General features: G+C 67.3%; 17 protein-coding genes. All 17 read right to left on the reverse strand.

The annotated features are described in order from the left end of the window. Nucleotides 1-8: 8 nt before the first annotated feature. The 17 genes from AC5QPF_RS02190 to AC5QPF_RS02270 are packed head-to-tail and all read right to left on the reverse strand — an operon-like array spanning nt 9 to nt 16,227. Nucleotides 9-1,235 carry a beta-ketoacyl-ACP synthase gene (locus AC5QPF_RS02190; protein WP_494961823.1) on the reverse strand — a complete coding sequence of 409 codons (1,227 nt, stop codon included), beginning with the start codon at nt 1,233-1,235 and terminating at the stop codon, nt 9-11. Further along, nucleotides 1,235-1,963 carry a 3-oxoacyl-ACP reductase FabG gene (gene fabG / locus AC5QPF_RS02195; protein ID WP_494961824.1) on the reverse strand — a complete coding sequence of 243 codons (729 nt, stop codon included), beginning with the start codon at nt 1,961-1,963 and terminating at the stop codon, nt 1,235-1,237. Before fabG ends, AC5QPF_RS02190 begins: the two co-directional genes overlap by 1 nt. Continuing rightward, entirely contained in the window at nt 1,960-2,427 is a 468-nt protein-coding gene (locus AC5QPF_RS02200) for an ApeP family dehydratase (protein WP_494961825.1), read from the reverse strand. The genes fabG and AC5QPF_RS02200 overlap by 4 nt, the downstream gene beginning before the upstream one ends. Continuing rightward, nucleotides 2,424-3,611 (reverse strand): beta-ketoacyl-ACP synthase, encoded by a 1,188-nt coding sequence (locus AC5QPF_RS02205; protein WP_494961826.1) that lies wholly within the window; start codon nt 3,609-3,611, stop codon nt 2,424-2,426. Before AC5QPF_RS02205 ends, AC5QPF_RS02200 begins: the two co-directional genes overlap by 4 nt. Beyond that, on the reverse strand, nt 3,608-4,093 hold the full coding sequence (locus AC5QPF_RS02210; protein ID WP_494961827.1) for a hypothetical protein: 486 nt from the start codon (nt 4,091-4,093) through the stop codon (nt 3,608-3,610). The genes AC5QPF_RS02205 and AC5QPF_RS02210 overlap by 4 nt, the downstream gene beginning before the upstream one ends. Beyond that, nucleotides 4,090-4,821, reverse strand: coding sequence for a methyltransferase domain-containing protein (locus AC5QPF_RS02215; protein WP_494961828.1), 732 nt, complete (start codon nt 4,819-4,821; stop codon nt 4,090-4,092). The genes AC5QPF_RS02210 and AC5QPF_RS02215 overlap by 4 nt, the downstream gene beginning before the upstream one ends. After that, nucleotides 4,818-6,065 (reverse strand): tryptophan 7-halogenase, encoded by a 1,248-nt coding sequence (locus AC5QPF_RS02220; protein ID WP_494961829.1) that lies wholly within the window; start codon nt 6,063-6,065, stop codon nt 4,818-4,820. Before AC5QPF_RS02220 ends, AC5QPF_RS02215 begins: the two co-directional genes overlap by 4 nt. After that, the gene (locus AC5QPF_RS02225) at nt 6,052-7,212 is read right to left on the reverse strand and encodes a cation:proton antiporter (protein WP_494961830.1); all 1,161 of its coding nucleotides are present in this window, start codon (nt 7,210-7,212) and stop codon (nt 6,052-6,054) included. Before AC5QPF_RS02225 ends, AC5QPF_RS02220 begins: the two co-directional genes overlap by 14 nt. After that, nucleotides 7,209-9,578 (reverse strand): MMPL family transporter, encoded by a 2,370-nt coding sequence (locus AC5QPF_RS02230; RefSeq protein ID WP_494961831.1) that lies wholly within the window; start codon nt 9,576-9,578, stop codon nt 7,209-7,211. The genes AC5QPF_RS02225 and AC5QPF_RS02230 overlap by 4 nt, the downstream gene beginning before the upstream one ends. After that, a complete protein-coding gene (locus AC5QPF_RS02235) occupies nt 9,568-10,158 on the reverse strand; it encodes an outer-membrane lipoprotein carrier protein LolA (RefSeq protein WP_494961832.1) in 591 nt (196 codons plus the stop codon). Before AC5QPF_RS02235 ends, AC5QPF_RS02230 begins: the two co-directional genes overlap by 11 nt. After that, nucleotides 10,155-10,580 carry a thioesterase family protein gene (locus AC5QPF_RS02240; RefSeq protein ID WP_494961833.1) on the reverse strand — a complete coding sequence of 142 codons (426 nt, stop codon included), beginning with the start codon at nt 10,578-10,580 and terminating at the stop codon, nt 10,155-10,157. The genes AC5QPF_RS02235 and AC5QPF_RS02240 overlap by 4 nt, the downstream gene beginning before the upstream one ends. Continuing rightward, on the reverse strand, nt 10,573-12,117 hold the full coding sequence (locus tag AC5QPF_RS02245) for an aromatic amino acid lyase (protein WP_494961834.1): 1,545 nt from the start codon (nt 12,115-12,117) through the stop codon (nt 10,573-10,575). Before AC5QPF_RS02245 ends, AC5QPF_RS02240 begins: the two co-directional genes overlap by 8 nt. After that, the gene (locus AC5QPF_RS02250) at nt 12,098-13,036 is read right to left on the reverse strand and encodes an LpxL/LpxP family acyltransferase (RefSeq protein ID WP_494961835.1); all 939 of its coding nucleotides are present in this window, start codon (nt 13,034-13,036) and stop codon (nt 12,098-12,100) included. Before AC5QPF_RS02250 ends, AC5QPF_RS02245 begins: the two co-directional genes overlap by 20 nt. Next, the gene (locus tag AC5QPF_RS02255; protein WP_494961836.1) at nt 13,033-13,767 is read right to left on the reverse strand and encodes a glycosyltransferase; all 735 of its coding nucleotides are present in this window, start codon (nt 13,765-13,767) and stop codon (nt 13,033-13,035) included. Before AC5QPF_RS02255 ends, AC5QPF_RS02250 begins: the two co-directional genes overlap by 4 nt. Further along, nucleotides 13,764-15,434 (reverse strand): ApeI family dehydratase, encoded by a 1,671-nt coding sequence (locus tag AC5QPF_RS02260; protein WP_494961837.1) that lies wholly within the window; start codon nt 15,432-15,434, stop codon nt 13,764-13,766. Before AC5QPF_RS02260 ends, AC5QPF_RS02255 begins: the two co-directional genes overlap by 4 nt. Continuing rightward, nucleotides 15,431-15,976: a COG4648 family protein gene (locus AC5QPF_RS02265; protein WP_494961838.1), complete on the reverse strand. Its 546-nt coding sequence runs from the start codon at nt 15,974-15,976 to the stop codon at nt 15,431-15,433. Before AC5QPF_RS02265 ends, AC5QPF_RS02260 begins: the two co-directional genes overlap by 4 nt. Beyond that, on the reverse strand, nt 15,973-16,227 hold the full coding sequence (locus AC5QPF_RS02270) for an acyl carrier protein (RefSeq protein WP_330073581.1): 255 nt from the start codon (nt 16,225-16,227) through the stop codon (nt 15,973-15,975). Before AC5QPF_RS02270 ends, AC5QPF_RS02265 begins: the two co-directional genes overlap by 4 nt. Nucleotides 16,228-16,234: the final 7 nt, after the last annotated feature.

The following is a 16,234-nucleotide window of genomic DNA, read 5'->3' on the forward strand; positions in this document are numbered from 1 at the left end:
AGCTCGTTTCAGGACCAGCGGCGGAAGATCAACGACGTGTTGACTCCACCGAAGGCGAAGTTGTTGCTCATGACGTATTGGTTGCTGAGGTGGCGGAACTCCCCGCACAGGTAGTCCAGCTCGCCGCAACGCGGGTCGATGTCGTTCAGGTTGAGGGTGTGCACGTAGCGGTCGCTGTTCATCATCTCGATGCTGAACCAGGCCTCCAGCGCGCCGCAAGCGCCCAGGGTGTGACCGAGGAAGCTCTTTTGTGAACTGATTGGCATCCGCGGCCCGAACAGGGCGCTGGTGGCCAGGGTCTCGGCGATGTCACCCTGTTCGGTGGCGGTGCCGTGGCCGTTGACGTAGCCGATGGCCTCTGGCGACAGGCTCGCATCTTCCAGCGCCAGCTCCATCGCCCGGCGCATGGTTGCCTGCTCGGGACGGGTGGTGTGCTGGCCGTCGGCGTTGCTGCCGAAGCCGACGATCTCGGCGTAGATGCGGGCACCGCGGGCCAGGGCGTGTTCCAGCTCTTCCAGCACCAGCATGCCGGCACCCTCGCCGATCACCAGGCCGTCACGGCCGCTGTCGTAGGGGCTCGGGGTCTGTTGCGGGGTGTCGTTCTTCAGGCTGGTGGCGTACAGGGCGTCGAACACCATGGCCTCGGTGGGGCACAGCTCTTCGGCGCCGCCGGCAAGCATCATCGGCAGGCGGCCGAACTTGATCGCCTCGTAGGCGTAGCCGATGCCCTGGCTGCCGCTGGTGCAGGCGCTGGACGTGGGGATCAGGCGCCCGGTCAGGCCGAAGAAGATGCTGATATTGGCCGCGGTGGTGTGCGGCATCATGCGCACGTAGGAGTTGGCGTTGAGGCCCTCGGCCACCGAGTTGAGCAGCATGTTGCCGAACGCCTTGATCTCGTCGGTGCTGCCGGTGGACGAGCCGCAGGCCACGCCCATGCGTCCGTCGCGGATCGACGGGTCGTCCAGCAGGCCGGCGTCGAGCAGGGCGTTCTGCGAAGCGGCGACCGCCAGCCGCGATACCCGGCCCATGCTGCGCAACTGCTTGCGGGTCCAGCTGGAGGGCACGGCGAAGTCATCCACCGGGCCGGCCAGGCGGGTGTTCAGTTCTTCGAAACGGTCCCATTCGTCCATGCGCCGGATGCCGCTGCGGTTGGCAGCGAAGTTGCCGGCGATGGTCGCCCAGTCGCTGCCCAGGGAGGTGATGCCGGCCATGCCGGTAACGACCACGCGCTTCATCAGCACAGCCCTCCGTTGACCGCCAGGACCTGGCGGGTGATGTACGAGGCTTCGGCGGACATGAGGAAATTCACCGCGCCGGCGACTTCCTCGGGGGTGCCCATGCGCTGCGCCGGGATCATCTTCATCAGTTCTTCCACCGGTACATGTTCGTCGAGCATGGCCGTGTCGATCAGGCCGGGGGCCACGCAGTTGACGGTGATCTTGCGCTTGCCCAGCTCGATGGCCAGGGCCTTGGCCGCGCCGATTACGCCGGCCTTGGAGGCGCTGTAGTTGACCTGTCCGCGGTTGCCGATCAACCCCGACACGGAGGTGATACAGACGATGCGCCCGGCGGCGCGGCGACGGATCATCGGCATCATCACCGGGTGCAGGACGTTGTAGAAACCGTCGAGGTTGGTGCGCAGGACCTGGTCCCAGTCTTCCTCGGTCAGGGCCGGGAAGGCGCCGTCACGGGTCAGGCCGGCATTGCACACCACGCCGTAGTAGGCACCGTGGGTTTCCACGTCGTCTGTGAGAATCGCCGCGCAGGCGGCGCGATCGGCCACGTCGAACTGCAGAACCCGGGCCTGCTGGCCGAGGGCGCGGACCTCCTCGGCGACCGCGTCGGCCTCCGCTCGACCGCTGCGGCAGTGCAGCACCAGGTCGAAACCGGCGCGGGCCAGGCGCAGGGCGATGGCGCGGCCGATGCCACGGCTGGAACCGGTGACCAGGATGGTGTCGGTCATTGTGGGGACTCCTCGACGCCCGCTTCAGCCAGGTACTCGGCGGCTTGCGGCGGGCGGAAAACATTCAGGCGGGCCGTGGCGTACAGCCCCGGTCCGTTCAGGTGGCATTCGAACACGCCCATGCCGTTCTCGTCTTCCAGCGAGCGCAGGGCATGGATGCGCAGTTGCGCCCCGGCAGGGAAATGCTCGACGTCGCATTCGAACTTGCGCGTGCCGAGCAAAAAGCCCAGTTCCACCGGCTTGCCCTGCTGGCGCGCACGGCAGCCCGCATAGGCGGCCACGGTCTGGGCCATCAGTTCGATGCCGACCCAGGCCGGCAGGCTGCCGTCAGGGCGGTTGAACAGGCCACCGGGGCGCACGGTGAGGTAGGCGTGGATCTGCTCCTCGTCGAACGACTCGATCCCGTCGATAAGGATCATGTCGCCGGCATGGGGCAGCAGTTCGGCCAATGGCCAGGCAATCATGGGGTGTCTCCGAGAATCAGGCTGACGTTATTGCCACCGAAGGCGAACGAGTTGCTCATCAGGCGTCGCGAGCCGCCGGCGGGCAGGCGCTGGCCAGCACCGATCAGGTTGAGCGCGGCCAGCGTCGGGTCGGCCTGGCCGTCCCACAGGTGTGGCGGCAGCCGGCCATCGGCCAGGGCCAGCCAGCAGAACGCGGCTTCCAGCGCCCCGGCGGCGCCCAGGGTGTGGCCGGTCATGGGCTTGGTCGAGGAACAGGCCAGGTCGGCGCCGAACAGTTCGTTGACAGCGAGGCTCTCCATGGCGTCGTTGTGCCGGGTGGCGGTGCCGTGAAGGTTCAGGTAGTCGATCTGTGCAGGCAGCAGGCCGGCATGGGCCAAGGCCTCGCGCATCGCCCGCAGGGCCCCGGCACCGCTCGGATCGGGAGCGGAGATATGGTGCGCATCGGAGCTGGCCCCGGCGCCGAGCAGGGCCACGCTGCAGCCTTCGGCATTGGTGTCGCGGGTCATCAGGAACACCGCGGCGGCCTCGCCGATGTTGATGCCGTCGCGGTTGACCGAGAACGGGTTGCAGCGTGTCGGACTGACCGCTTCCAGGGCGGTGAAACCATTGAGGGTCAGCCGGCACAGGCTGTCGACGCCGCCGCAGATCACCGCGTCGCACAGGTTCAGTTCGAGCAGGCGACGGGCGCTGATCAGGGCGCGGGCGCCTGAGGTGCAGGCGGTGGAAATCACATAGGCCGGACCGCCCAGGCCCAGCCAGTTGGCGAGGAAGGCCGCTGGCGCACCGAGCTCCTGCTGGGCGTAGGCGTAGCTGGAAGGGAACTCGCCCTGGTGCAGGTACTTGGCGATGCCTTGGCTGGCTTCTTCGATACCCGAAGTGCTGGTGCCGAGGACCACGCCGATGCGTTGGGCGCCGAAGCGGGCGATGGCCTCGCGCAGCGGCGTTTCGATCTGCGTGCAGGCCAGGTACAGCAACTGGTTGTTGCGGCTGTGACGGTCGGTGAGCGCTGCCGGCAAGGGCGGCAATTCACCTGCAACTGCACCGACGATCACCTGCTTTTCCGGGACCCAGCCCGCGTCGGCGCGCATGCCGGAGGCATCGCCGGCGAACAGGCGCCGGGTGACGTCGGCCTGGTCGCGCCCCAGGGCACAGACCAGGCCCAAGGCGTTGAGGTAAGCGGTCATGGTGGGTTCTCGCCGGGCAAGGGGGTGACTTGATAACGCAGCCCTTGCTGCAGATTCAAGGTGAAGTCGTCGGGCTGGCGGTAGCTGACCTTCCAGCGCTCGCCGAGCCAGCGCCGATTATCCTGCTGCTGCGCCGCCGGATAAAGCGCCGTCAGGCGCTCGGCCGGAGTCAGGGCGAAGAGCACGGCGGCAAACAGCTCGCGGGCCGCCGGGTTGGGTGGCAGCAGGCCGTCGGCCTGCCAGGTGCCGTCTTCCAACAGTTGGCGGGCCTGGGGAATGCCCAGCAGGTCGAGCAGCGACCAGCGCAGGCGCAGGTTTTCGCGCTGGATCACCAGCAGCCAGTCCTGGCTCTGCCCGGCCTGTTCGCGCTGCACGTGCAAGGTCATCGGCAACTGCAACGGCGGCAGTTGCTCGGGCAGCGGCGGCTTGCCGGCGCAGGCGCCGAGGATCAGGCAGGCGAACAGCAGCAACAGCCGTTTCATGCGGCATCCAGTGGCTTGCGTGCCACCACGTTGACCAGGGTTTCCTCACGCTGCCCTGGCGGTGGCGGCTTGCGCAGGCCGAAGCGTTCGAGCAGGCCGAAGTCCTTGGAACGGCTCCACCACAGGTACGGATAGGAGACATTGCGCTCGCTGAATTCGAAGCCCTGCTCACGTAGCATCTGCAGGTAACCCTCGGCGCTCTTCTGCACGTGCATCGGGTGACGGAACAGCCAGCGGATCACCCAGGTGTCGATATAGGCCTCGGTGGATTCGGCGAACAGCAGGTAACCACCGGGCTTGAGCACCCGCCAGAACTCGGCCAGGGCCTTTTCCTGCTCCACCAGGTGGTGGAAGGTCTGGTGGCAGAACAGCAGGTCGACGCTGGCATCCGGGAATTGCAGCTTGGCACAGTCGCTGCCCTTCAGTTCGACCTTCAGCCCTTGGTTCACCGCCTCGGCGCCGCTGCACTCCAGGCTGTGCGGGTCGGCGTCGGTGCCGATCAGCCGGCTCGGCTTGAACACCTGCTGCAGGTGGCGGAACGAGCGCCCCTGGCCGCAGCCGACATCGAGCATCACCGGTGCCTGCGGCGGTTCTTCGTCGAACAGCCGGCGCAGGTCGTTGATCGCCACCCGCAGCACGTGGTGCTGCCAGGTATGGCTGCGCAAGAACCAGAAACCGAAACGGGTTTCCTCGACGTAGGTATCGCTCAGGAACTTCGATTCGCTCATGCCTCCGTCCTCGCGCAGATCTCGGCGAGCATGCGCAGGCGTCGCTTGGGCTCGCTGACGAACGGGTTGCGCGAATCCCAGGCGTAGCCGGCGAGGATCGAGCTGATCATGGCGCGGATCTCTTCGGAGGCTTCCGGGTGATAGATCACGTCCTGGAAGCTGCCGTTGTACCAGCCCTCGACATAGGCACGGAAGGTGTCGACGCCGCGTTTGAGCGGGGTGGCGAACTCGCTTTCCCAGTCCACCGCTTCACCTTGCAACTGACGGTGCAGCACGCCCGCAGCCATGCTCGCCGAGCGCATGGCGATGGTTACCCCGGAAGAGAACACCGGGTCGAGGAATTCTGCGGCATTGCCGAGCAGGGCGAAGCCCGGGCCGTGCAGGGTCTTCACGTTGGCCGAGTAGCCGCCGATGGTGCGCGCCGGGGTATCCCACACGGCGTTCTTCAGTACCTTCGACAGGCTCGGGGTCTGTTCGACGAAGCCTTTCAGGCAGGCGTCCAGATCGTCCGGGGCGTTGTCGTAGTGCTCCGCCGCAGCGACCACGCCGAGGGAGCAGCGGCCGTCGCTGAAGGGGATGGTCCAGAACCAGATATCACGGTGTTCCGGGTGGGTGGTGATGAGGATCTTGTTGCGGTCGAAGGCCGGGTGGTCGATGCGGTCTTCGATATGGGTGAACACTGCCTGGCGCACCGGGAAGCTCGATGGCGCCTCCAGGTCCAGCAGGCGCGGCAACACGCGGCCGTAGCCGCTGGCGTCGAGGACGAACTGCGCTTCGACCAGGTATTCGCTGCCATCCAGCCGGCGCACACGTACCTGCGGGCGCTCACGCTCGAAGTCGGCGGCGACGATCTCTTCTTCGTAACGGATCTCCACACCTTGCAGGGCGGCCTGGTCGGCCAGCAACTGGTCGAAGCGGGCGCGCTGGACCTGGAAGGTGGTCGGCCGACCCTTGCTGAAGGTCTTGCCGAAGTCGAAGGCGCTGTACTCCTCGCCCCAGGCGAAGGCCGCGCCGTTCTTCAACTGGAAGCCGGCGGCCAGCAGGGCGTCGAGCATGCCGGCTTCCTCGACGAAATCGATGCAGTGCGACAGCAGGCTTTCGCCGATGGAGAAGCGCGGGAAGCGCTGGCGTTCGACGATCAGCACGTCGTGTCCCTGGCGCTTGAGCAGCGCTGCGGCGATGGCGCCGGACGGGCCGGCGCCGATAACCAGTACCTGCCGTGTTTGCAATTCAGTGTTCGGCATGTGGCCTCCGTGCCGTGTTAAGGGAGTTGAGTGGAATGCGGTGCAGCCCGGCCAGGGCGGGCATCAAGGTGGCGACCAGGCTCATCAACATCAGCGCGAAATACAGCGCCGGGCTGATCAGTTGCTGTTGCAGGAGCAGGTTGAGAAAGACGATCTCGCTCAGGCCGCGGATGTTCAGCAGCAGGTTCTCGCGCCAGCGGCTGGCGCCGGGGAACGAGGGCGTGGTCCACTTCAGGCCGAGCCAGTTGCCGAGCATCTTGCTGAGGATCGGCAGTGCCACCAGGGCAAGCAGTTGCAAGAGATCGAGGTGCTGCAGCAGGTGCTGGAAGTCGATCTGGACGATGCCGAAGGTGATGATCAGCGGGATCGCGATGCCGTGCTGCAGGCGCTTGATCCAGGTGGCGGACAGCGGCAGGCGCAGTGGCACCTTGAGCCAGGCCAGGCAGGCCATGTAGCCGATGCCGAGGATCAGTGCGTTGAGCTTGTAGTGCTCGGCGACGAACAGCAGGGCCAGGAAGGTGAGGCCGAATACCCAGGGCCGGCGCAGGCCCAGCAGGTACAGCGGTAGCGGTGCGCAAGCGGCCAACAGTGGCCAGGCCAGGCTCATCGGCGCCAGGCTGCCCTGGCCCAGGCCGAACAGCAGCCAGCAGAGCAGGTCGATGCTGATCGCCACCTGCATCAGGCGGCGGGTGGCGGCGGGTGGGTAGTCGATGTTGCGCAGGTACAGGTAGAGCACCGGCACGGCGGTGATGGCGAACACCAGGCCGAGGGCCAGGGAGGTCAGCCAGGGTTGCTCGGGCAGCAACAGGACGCCGCAGGCCAGGCCGCAGATGAAGGGTACGAGGAAGCTGGGCAGGGCGATCTTCAGGCTCTGGCGGTCGACCTTGAGGTCGACCACGTCGGAAAGGATATGCCCCAGCAGCAAGGCGAAGCTCAGCCCGTACAGGGTCTTGAGCCAGGACGGCGCGATCAGTTCGGCGCCGCTCAGTTGCCAGTGCGGCCCGACCCAGAACAGCATCAGCAGCGGCAGACCGAGGGTCGCCAGTAGCAGGTGGCTGACGATGCTGATCAGGCCGAGGCGGCGGCCTATCTCCCCGGCGATCAGGAACAGCGAAAGGGCCAGGGCCCAGAACAGCACGATGCTCAAGCCGACGTCTCCTTGTGGCGTGGCGCGGCCCAGGGGGCCAGGGCGAAACTGAAGACCAGGCCGAGGCTGACGGACAGGCCGAAATTGCTGACCGCCGGGGTACTGGACACCGCCAGCAGGCCGAACGACAGCCAGGTGGTAGTGGCCGCCAGCAGCGTGCCTAACAGGCTTACTGCCGCACCGCCGATTTGCTCGTGCATGAGGATCGCGTAGTCGACGCTGATGGCCGTGACCAGCAGCAGGCCGAACAGGCTGAACAGGGTCAGTGGTTGCCCCAGCCAGCCCAGGCTGGCCAGGCTGCACAGCGCCGCCAGCAGCGGCAAGGCGACAATGCGCACGGCGCCGCCGAAGCCGAAAGGCACGACCAGTAGAACGACGATCAACGCGCAGGACAACAGCTTGAGTTCCGCTGCACTGACCTGGGTGGCCGCGAAGAGCTGGTTCAGCTCGCCGAGGCGGTCCACCAGTTGTACACCTTCCAGGCCTTCGGCCTGTTGACGCAGGACACTGGCGTCGCTCAGGCCTTGCAGGCTGACGATGGCGGCTACGCCCTGTCCGTCAGAGACACACCCACCTGTAGGAGCAGGCAAGCCAGCTCCTACAGGGGCAACGCAACCCAGCCATAGGGGGCGCCAGGCTTCGCCGAGGGGGCCGGCGAGGATTTGGTCGATATCCAAGGTCGGCAGGGCCTGCAATTGCGCCAGTTCCGCATCGAGGGCTCTTTGCGGCACGCCGCCGGCCAGCAGTGGTTGCCAGTGCTCGGGCAGGCGAGCGAGGGCGGCGCGGGTCTTTTCCTGCTCGGCCGGGCTGGCGAGCAACTGGTCGAGGGCCATATAGCCCTTCAAATGGCCCGCCGCGACTTGCTGGTCCAGACGTTCCCCAAGCGCTTGCAGACGGTCGAGCAACTGGCCTTCATCGCTGGCGCGCACCAGATAGAACTGGCTGGTGGGCTGGTACCCGGTAATCCGCGCCACCGCCATTGCTTCCTCCTGAAGCTGCGGCGGGGCCGCAACCCACTGGCGCACATCGTTGCGGTTCTGCAGGTGCCACAGGCCACCGATGCAGAACAGCGCCAGCAGCCCCGGCAATACGAACGTCGGCAAGCGCTCCAGCAGGCGCAGCCGCAGGTTCACCAGGGCTTCGGCGATACGCAGCGGCCATTGCGCCGGTTGCAGGTCCATGTTCTTCAGCAGCGCCGGCAACAGGCACACCGAGCTCAGATAAGCGCCGATCAATCCGGCCGCAGAGAACGCGGCAATCTGGGTCAGCGCCGGAAATGGCGTGAAGCCCAACGCCAGGTAGCCGATGCAACTGGTGGCGAGGCTCAGGCTCAGGCCGGGCAGGGTCTTGCGTACCGCCTGCCAGGTGTTCCAAGGGCGCAGGCTCCAGCTCTTGGAGAGGAAGTGCAATGGATAGTCCACGGCCACGCCGATCAGACTGGCGCCGAGCACCAGGGTCATCACGTGCATCTGGCCGAACAGGGTAATGCACGCGGTGGCGCCGAAGAGCATGCCGATCAGCACCGGGATGAACGCCAGCAGCACGCGGAAACGACGGAAGGCCAGGAGCAGGATCGCCAGGATGCCCAGGGTCGCGCCGCCGCCGATCCAGCTCATCTCGTGGCTGGCCTGGCGCTGGCCGTTGGCGGCGTAGAGCAGGCCGCTGGCGGCGAGCAGCCGGGCGTCGTGTTGTGCGGCGACGGTGCGGCTGTCTTGCAGCAGGTCCGCCACGTGTACCGGCAGCTTCATGTCGAAGGCATTGCCTTCGGTGCGGGCGCGCAGCAGCACCCAGTATTTGTTGTCGGCCTTGGCCAGCAGTGCGCCGCTGGCGGTGTCCAGCTCGATATTGGCCGGACGCGGCTGGCTGTTCTGGATACGCCCGGTCAGGCCCAGCCAGTCGTCCTGGCTGGACACCAGGCTGAACCCGGCGAAGGGATCGAAGAGGCTTTGCAGGCGTTGCTGGATGAAGGTCTCGGGGGCGTCGGCGAGGGTTGCGCGGTCGGCCCGCGAGAGCATGGCCAGGCGGCCTTGCAGCAACTGTTCGCGCAGCGTCTGAAGATCGGTCTGCAGGCTCCACTGCACCTTCTCGAATAGGCCGCTGGCCTGCCATGTCCCGGCCAGTTCACGGGCCAGATCGATGGCTTTGTCACGGTCGGCATGACCCACCAGCACCAGCATCTCGCGGTTGAGCGGCTCCTGCATGCGCTGTTCGGCGCGCTTGACCAGCGGCTCCTGAGTCGCCCCGGGAACGAGGGTCATCAGGTCGGCAGACAGCACCGCGCCGCGCTGCCACTGCCAGCCGGCAAGGGCCAGCACGGCGAGCAGCAACACGAGGAACAGGCGTGGCAGCAGGCGCTCAATCGACAAGGTCGTGGCGCTCCGCATCGGTCAGTGTGCTGCTGGTGCTGGACGGCATGCGCAGCACGGTGCTGTCGCCCTGGGTTTCCAGCAGCTGGATGCGGTCGACGAACTGCCCGCCGTGGATCTCGATGCGGGTGAAGATCTGCTTGAGCACCAGCGAGCGTGGGGTCAGGTCGAGGGTCCAGTCCTTGGCATCGCCTTGCAGGGCCAGTTCGAAATCGCGCTCCAGGCCGCTGCTGTCGCCTTGCAGCACGGCAAAGAACAGCTTGTTCTGCTCGGTCCCGGCGGTGCGTGTCGGCAGCGTCTGCCAGCCGTTGGCGTCACGGCGGGAAATACCCTGGGCGTTGAGACGGTAGTCCTGCTTCAGCGGCGTTTGCAGCAGCCACAGCAGGCCGTGGTCGCGGGCGAGGACGAACTGGCCGTTGCTGACCAGCGGCTGGGGCAGGGCGCGCAGGTGTTTTTCCTGGATGAACGGGCCCTTGATCACCTCGGGCGCGCTCAGTTGCTTGCGCAGGTCGTCGAGGCCGAAGGCCTGGGCCAGTCCGCAGGCGCACAGCAGGCCAAGGCCGAGCAACAGGCGCTTCATGAAAGCACCCGGTCGACCGCGTCGAGCATGACCTGCGGCGAGGCCAGTTGCATCTCGCGGCTGGCGATATGCACGGCGACCTGCACCGTGCTGGCGCGGGTCATGCGTTCGCCGGTGGCGGCGTCGCTGATCAGGTAGTTGATCTTCAGGCGGTTCTCCCACTCCACCAGGCTGGCGCGCACGTTCAGGCGCTGGCCGAAGGTGGCGCCGCGCACGTAGCGCAGTTGCAGGTCGATCACCGGCCAGGCATAGCCGGCCTCCTGCATCTGCACGTAGTTGTGGCCGAGTCGGTCGAGCAGCGCACAGCGCGCCACTTCCAGGTATTTCACGTAGTGGCCGTGCCAGACCACCAGCATGCTGTCGACATCGAAGAAGGGCACCAGCACTTCGGTATCGACGTGAAGGACGCCCTGACTACGCATGGAGCCTCCAGTGTTGCGCGACGATGCGTTGCAGGCAGCGGCGCAGGTCGCTTTCCAGCGCGCGGTCTTCAATGACCGGGGCGAAGTCGTCGAGCAGGGCGCGGTGCATTTCGTCCAGCGCAGCCGGCAGCGGGCGGGCATCGTCTTCGCGGCTGCGCAGCCACACGCCCTGGTTGGCGGCTAGCAGGGTCGCGGCGGCCACCTGCTCGGTCAGCTCCAGCACGCGCAGGGCATCGCGCGCGGCGATGGTGCCCATGCTGACCTTGTCCTGATTGTGGCATTCGGTGGAGCGGGAGAAGACGCTGGCGGGCATGGTGTTCTTCAGCGCTTCGGCGGTCCAGGCGCTGGCGCCGATCTGCACGGCCTTGAAACCGTGGTTGATCATGGCGCGGTCGGCCGGAGCGCCGGACAGGTTGCTCGGCAGGCCGTGGTTGTAGCGCACGTCCACCAGCAGGGCCAACTGGCGGTCGAGCAGGTCGGCGACGTTGGCGACGAGGCTCTTCAGGCTGTCCATGGCGAAGGCGATGTGCCCGCCGTAGAAGTGCCCGCCGTGCAGGACGCGCTCGGCGTCGCCGTCGATGATCGGGTTGTCGTTGGCGCTGTTCAGCTCGGTCTCGATAAAGCCGCGCAGCCAGCCCAGGCTGTCGGCCAGCACGCCCAGCACATGCGGGGCGCAGCGCAGCGAGTAGCGGTCCTGCAGGCGGTGCAGCGGTGCGGTCGGCGCATCGATGGCCAGGTCCTGGCGCAGCCAGGCGGCGACCTGGGTCTGGCCGGGGTGCGGCTTGGCAGCGAACAGACGCTCGTCGAAGTGTTCCGGGTTGCCTTGCAGGGCTACCACGTTGAGCGCGGTGATCCGCGTGGCGAGCTTGAGCAGGTAGTCGGCGCGGGTCCAGGCCAGGCAGGCGAGGCCGGTCATGACGGCGGTGCCATTCATCAGGGCCAGAGCTTCCTTGGGCCGCAGCACCAGCGGCTGCCAGCCCAGTTCGCGGTGCACGTCGGCGGACAGCCGGCGTTCGCCGCGGTACAGCACTTCGCGCTCGCCGGACAGGGTGGCGGCCACGTAGGACAGCGGCGTCAGGTCGCCGCTGGCGCCCACCGAGCCTTCCTCCGGGACCACCGGCAGGATGTCGTGGGCGATGAAGGCCTGCAGCCGCTCCAGCAACTCCACACGTACCCCGGATACACCGTGGCACAGCGACTGCAGGCGGGCCGCGAGCAGGGCGCGGGTCGACGGCTCGTCGAACACCCGGCCCAGGCCACAGCCGTGGAAGGTGAACAGGTGCTTGGGCAGCGCCTCGACATGCTCCAGCGGCACCGCGACCACGCAGGAATCGCCGTAGCCGGTGGTCACGCCGTAGATCACCCCTTCCTTGTCCAGCAGGGTGTCGAGGAACTGCGCACCGCGGGCGATGCGCGCGCGGTAGTCGGCATCGTCCTGCAGGCGCGAATCGGCCTGGCGTTGGGCCAGGGCGTGGATGTCTTCGATCGAAAGCGGCGTCTCGCCGAAGGTTACGGGCTCACGCGGATGCATCGTCATCGTTCTTCCAGAAAGGGTAGAAGTTGAACCACTGCCGGGGTGCTTGCAGGCAGTAGCGGCCAAGGCGTTCGGCGTAGCGCGCGGCGTGCTCGGCGATCACCTGGTCGCGCTGGCTGCGGCGCCATTGCACGGCGTCGGCGAAAGGTTCGAGGGTGATCTGGTAGCGGCCCTGGCGCTTGAGGCAGAACAGCAGGTTGACCGGGCACTTGAGCAGCCCGGCCAGCAGCCACGGGCCTTGCGGGAAGGCCGCCGGCTGGCCGAGGAAGTCCACCGTCACGGTACGCCCGCCATGCAGCGGAATGCGGTCGCCGGCGATGGCCAGCCACTCGCCGCGCTCCAGGCGCTGGCTCAGTTGCAGCATGGTCGCCGGGTCCAGCTCGCTGACCTGGATCAGCCGCAGGTGGGTCGCCCCGGCCTCGCCCAGCAGGCGGTTGAAGCGCTCGGCATGGCGGGTGTGCACCAGCACGTTCATGGTCACCTGCTGGCCGATCTCGGCCAGTGCGCGACAGACCTCGAGGTTGCCCAGGTGCGCGCCCACCAGCATCTGACCTCGCTCGGCGCGCAACTGGCTGTGCAGTTGGCCGGGATCGACAATATCGATCCGGTCCAGGCCAAGCCGGCCGTTCCACACGTCGAGCTTGTCCAGCAGGGCATCGGCGAAGGCCATGAACTGGCCGAACACGCTGCGGGTGGTGGGGCGCAGCCCGGTCTGGCCGCTCCACGCGGCCAAGTGGCGCTGATAGGTCCAGGCGGCGCGGCGGGCACGGCGGCCGAAGAGGAAGAAGTACAGGACGATGCCGTACAGCACGGGGCTGAGCAGGCGCCGGCCGAGCACCCTGACGCCGAAGGCGGTGATCTTCATGAGCAGGAAGCTGCCGCGCTCCTCGTGGTCGGCCCAGTGGCGTTCCTGGCCGCTCATGTCATCCACCGCCGCCAGAGGATCGCCGGGGCCCGCAGCAACATGCCGAAGAACAGCTTGGTGTGCATCTTCGAGATCAGCGCGTTGTCGTGGAACAGGCGGAAATGCGAGAGGCCGTCCTGCGGGTAATGCACCTTGGTCGGCAGCCACTGCATCGGCTGGTTGCGCCAGGACAGGCGCACCAGCACCTCCGGGTCGAAGTCCATGCGCCGGCCCAGCTCCACCTTGTCGATCAAGGCCAGCACTGGCGGCAGCGGGTAGACGCGGAAGCCGCACATGGAGTCGGGAATCTTCAGCGACAGGCTGTTGATCCACACCCAGACGTGGGTCAGGTAGCGGGCGTAGAGGCGGCCCTTGGGCACGCTGGCGTCGTACTGTGGATAACCGCAGATCAGCGATTCGGGATGAGCCCGGGACTGTTCCAGGAAGCGCGTGACATCGGCCAGGTCATGCTGGCCGTCGGCGTCCACCTGCAGGGCATGGCTGAAGCCCAGCCGCGCGGCTTCACGCAGGCCGGCCATGACCGCGCCGCCCTTGCCTTGGTTGACCGGCAGTTGCACCAGCCAGGTGTCCGGCTCCGTCGCCAACTGGCGCAGCACTGCGGCGCAGGCCGGGCTGCTGGCGTCGTCCACCAGCACGCAGGGCAGGCCGGCAGCGCGCAAGTCGGCGACGACTGCTGGCACTGCCAGTTCGTGGTTGTACACGGGAATCACCGCACAGGGCTTGTTCATGAGGCGGCCTCCAGGAGGATGCGGCCACTGGAGCAAGGCTTGCCGTCGCAGGTGTAGGCGAAATACAGCTTGCCGCGCTCGGCGTCGAAACGCAGGGTCAGCAGCACCTGGTCGCCGGGGCGCACCAGTTGCTGGAACTTCAGCACTTCCATCCCGGCGAAACGCCGGGGCGTGTCGAGCAAGGGCTGGCCGAGGGCAATCGCCCAGTCGGCCTGGACCACACCGGGCAGCACCGGCGTCTTGGGGAAGTGGCCGTTGAAATAGGCGAGGTCGCCGGAGATGGCCAGGGTCAGGTGCAGTTCGTCGCCGTGGCGTTCTTCACTCAGCACATCGGGGCCGGTCGGGCGTGGCGCCATCAGCAGGGTATCGACCAGCGATTGCGGCAGCTTGCCTTGGGCGGTATACGGCAGTTGCCGCAGCAGGCGCCAACGGCGCGGCAGGGCCAGGGCCTCGCAGTGCGGGCGCAGGTGCGTACGCAGGGTTTCGGTAACGGCGCGGCGGCCCTGGTTGCGCAAGGCGTGCAGGCCGCTGGCGCTGAGTTGCAGCAGGGCACCGAGGGCGGCGCGACCGCCGTGGATCACGCCCAGGCGGGCGTCTTCGACCCACGGATGCTGGAGCAGCGCTTGTTCCAGCATGGGCAGGGCGATGCGCTTTTCTTCCAGCTTGACGATGCGGTCCAGACGCCCGAGCAGGCGGAAATGGCCGCTGGCGTCGAAGCTCACCGCGTCGGCGCTCTGCTCGATATGCCCGGCGGGCAGGTACGGCGATTCGATGCACAGCGCGCCGTCATCGTTCTGGCTCAGGCGAATGCCGGCGAACGGCTGCCACAGGCTGTCGCCCTGGCGCCAGGCGATGCCGCCGGTTTCCGAACTGCCAAGGATTTCCGTCGGCCACTGGCCGAGGCGCTGGTGCAGCTCGCGGGCGGCGTCTGCGGGGAGTTCGCCGCCGGAAGAGAACACCCGGCGCACGTCGCTCAGGGCCGGCCAGTCGAGGTTGTCGCCCATGCGCTTGAGCAGCGCCGGGCTGGCGACCCAGGCGAAAGCCGGATGCTCGCGGCTGGCCCGCTGCAGGTCCTCGGGGAACGGCAACTGGCGGCGCACGAAGGTACGCCCTGCGCACAGTGGCCAGAGCACGCGGAACAGCAGGCCATAGATATGCTGGGTGGCGACGCTGCCGATGATGCAGGCATCCCCGAGGTCTCGGCCCCATAGGGCTTCGAGGCTGTTCACTTCGTTGGCCAGCTGGCGCAGGCACTTGTCGATGCGTTTGGGCGCGCCGGTGGAGCCGGAGGTGCACAGGCTCAGGCGGCAGGCGTCGAGGTCCAGGTCGGCGGCGGGCAAGGCTTCGGCGAACAGCTCGGCCGGGCGCTGGTCCTGCTCGCTCAGCCACAGGTCGACCTCGGCGTCCCAGCGCTGGCGCGTCTGGTCCTGCAGGTCGGCGGGCAGCAGCGCCTCGACCCCGGCGCGCCAGGCACCGAGCAGCGCCACCGACAGTTCGGCGGCGTCTTCCAGGTAGATGGCCAGGCGGCGCACGCCGCGCTGTTGCAGACCGGCAGCCAGGCGCAGGACCTGATCGCACAACTGCGCATGGGTCAGCGTCGGGGCGTGGCTGACCAGGCGAGGGGCCTCGGTCGGCCATAACAGCTGCTCAAGGTTGATCCATTTCATGAGCGTCCTCGTACGCGTTGTCGTATCAGCCATTCGATGACGAACAGCAGGCCCATCAGCCCGTAGGCGATCAGGCCGTTGTAAAGGGTCCACCAGGCCAGCGGCGCCCACAGGGTCAGGGCCGCGGCCACCAGGCCATTGACCAGGAAGAACGCGCTCCATACCTCGGTGACCCGCCGTGTGTAGCGCACCGCCTTCTCTGGCAATTCCGGCTCGCTCAGGCGCGCCAGGCGCTCGGCCATGGGCATGCCGATCTTCAGGCTGGAACCGAACAGGGCCAGCATGAAGACGCTGATCAGCACCGGGTACCAGCGCAGCAGCGCCGGGTCGTCGAACACTGCCAGCAGCCCGCAGAAGGCGATGGCCAACAGCGCCATCCAGCGTGCGCCGGGGTTGTCCGGCTGGGTCAGTGCGCGGGCCAGCCACAGCCCGCCGAGCAGCAGGCCGAACTGCCAGGGCGCGAAATGCGCCATGCCGAAGTGCACCGCGAACGGGTACAACAGGCCGGCCAGGACCAGCCCGAGCCCGATCAGGCGTTTCATGCCGCCGGGTTGACCAGGCGGTACACCGCTTCGACCACGTCGTTGACGGTGCGCACGGCCTTGAATTCCTCAGCGGCGATCTTCTTGCCGGTCTGGCGCTTGATGTGATCGATCAGGTCGACGGCATCGATGCTGTCGATCTCCAGGTCCTCGTACAGGTTGGCGTCGAGGGTGACGCGCTCGGCGTCCAGTTCGAACAGCTCGACCAGCGCGTCGCGCAGGGTGTTGAAGATGTCTTCACGGGTTTGCATGGTGCGG

It is taken from the genome of Pseudomonas sp. Con_6 (genome assembly GCF_059379395.1).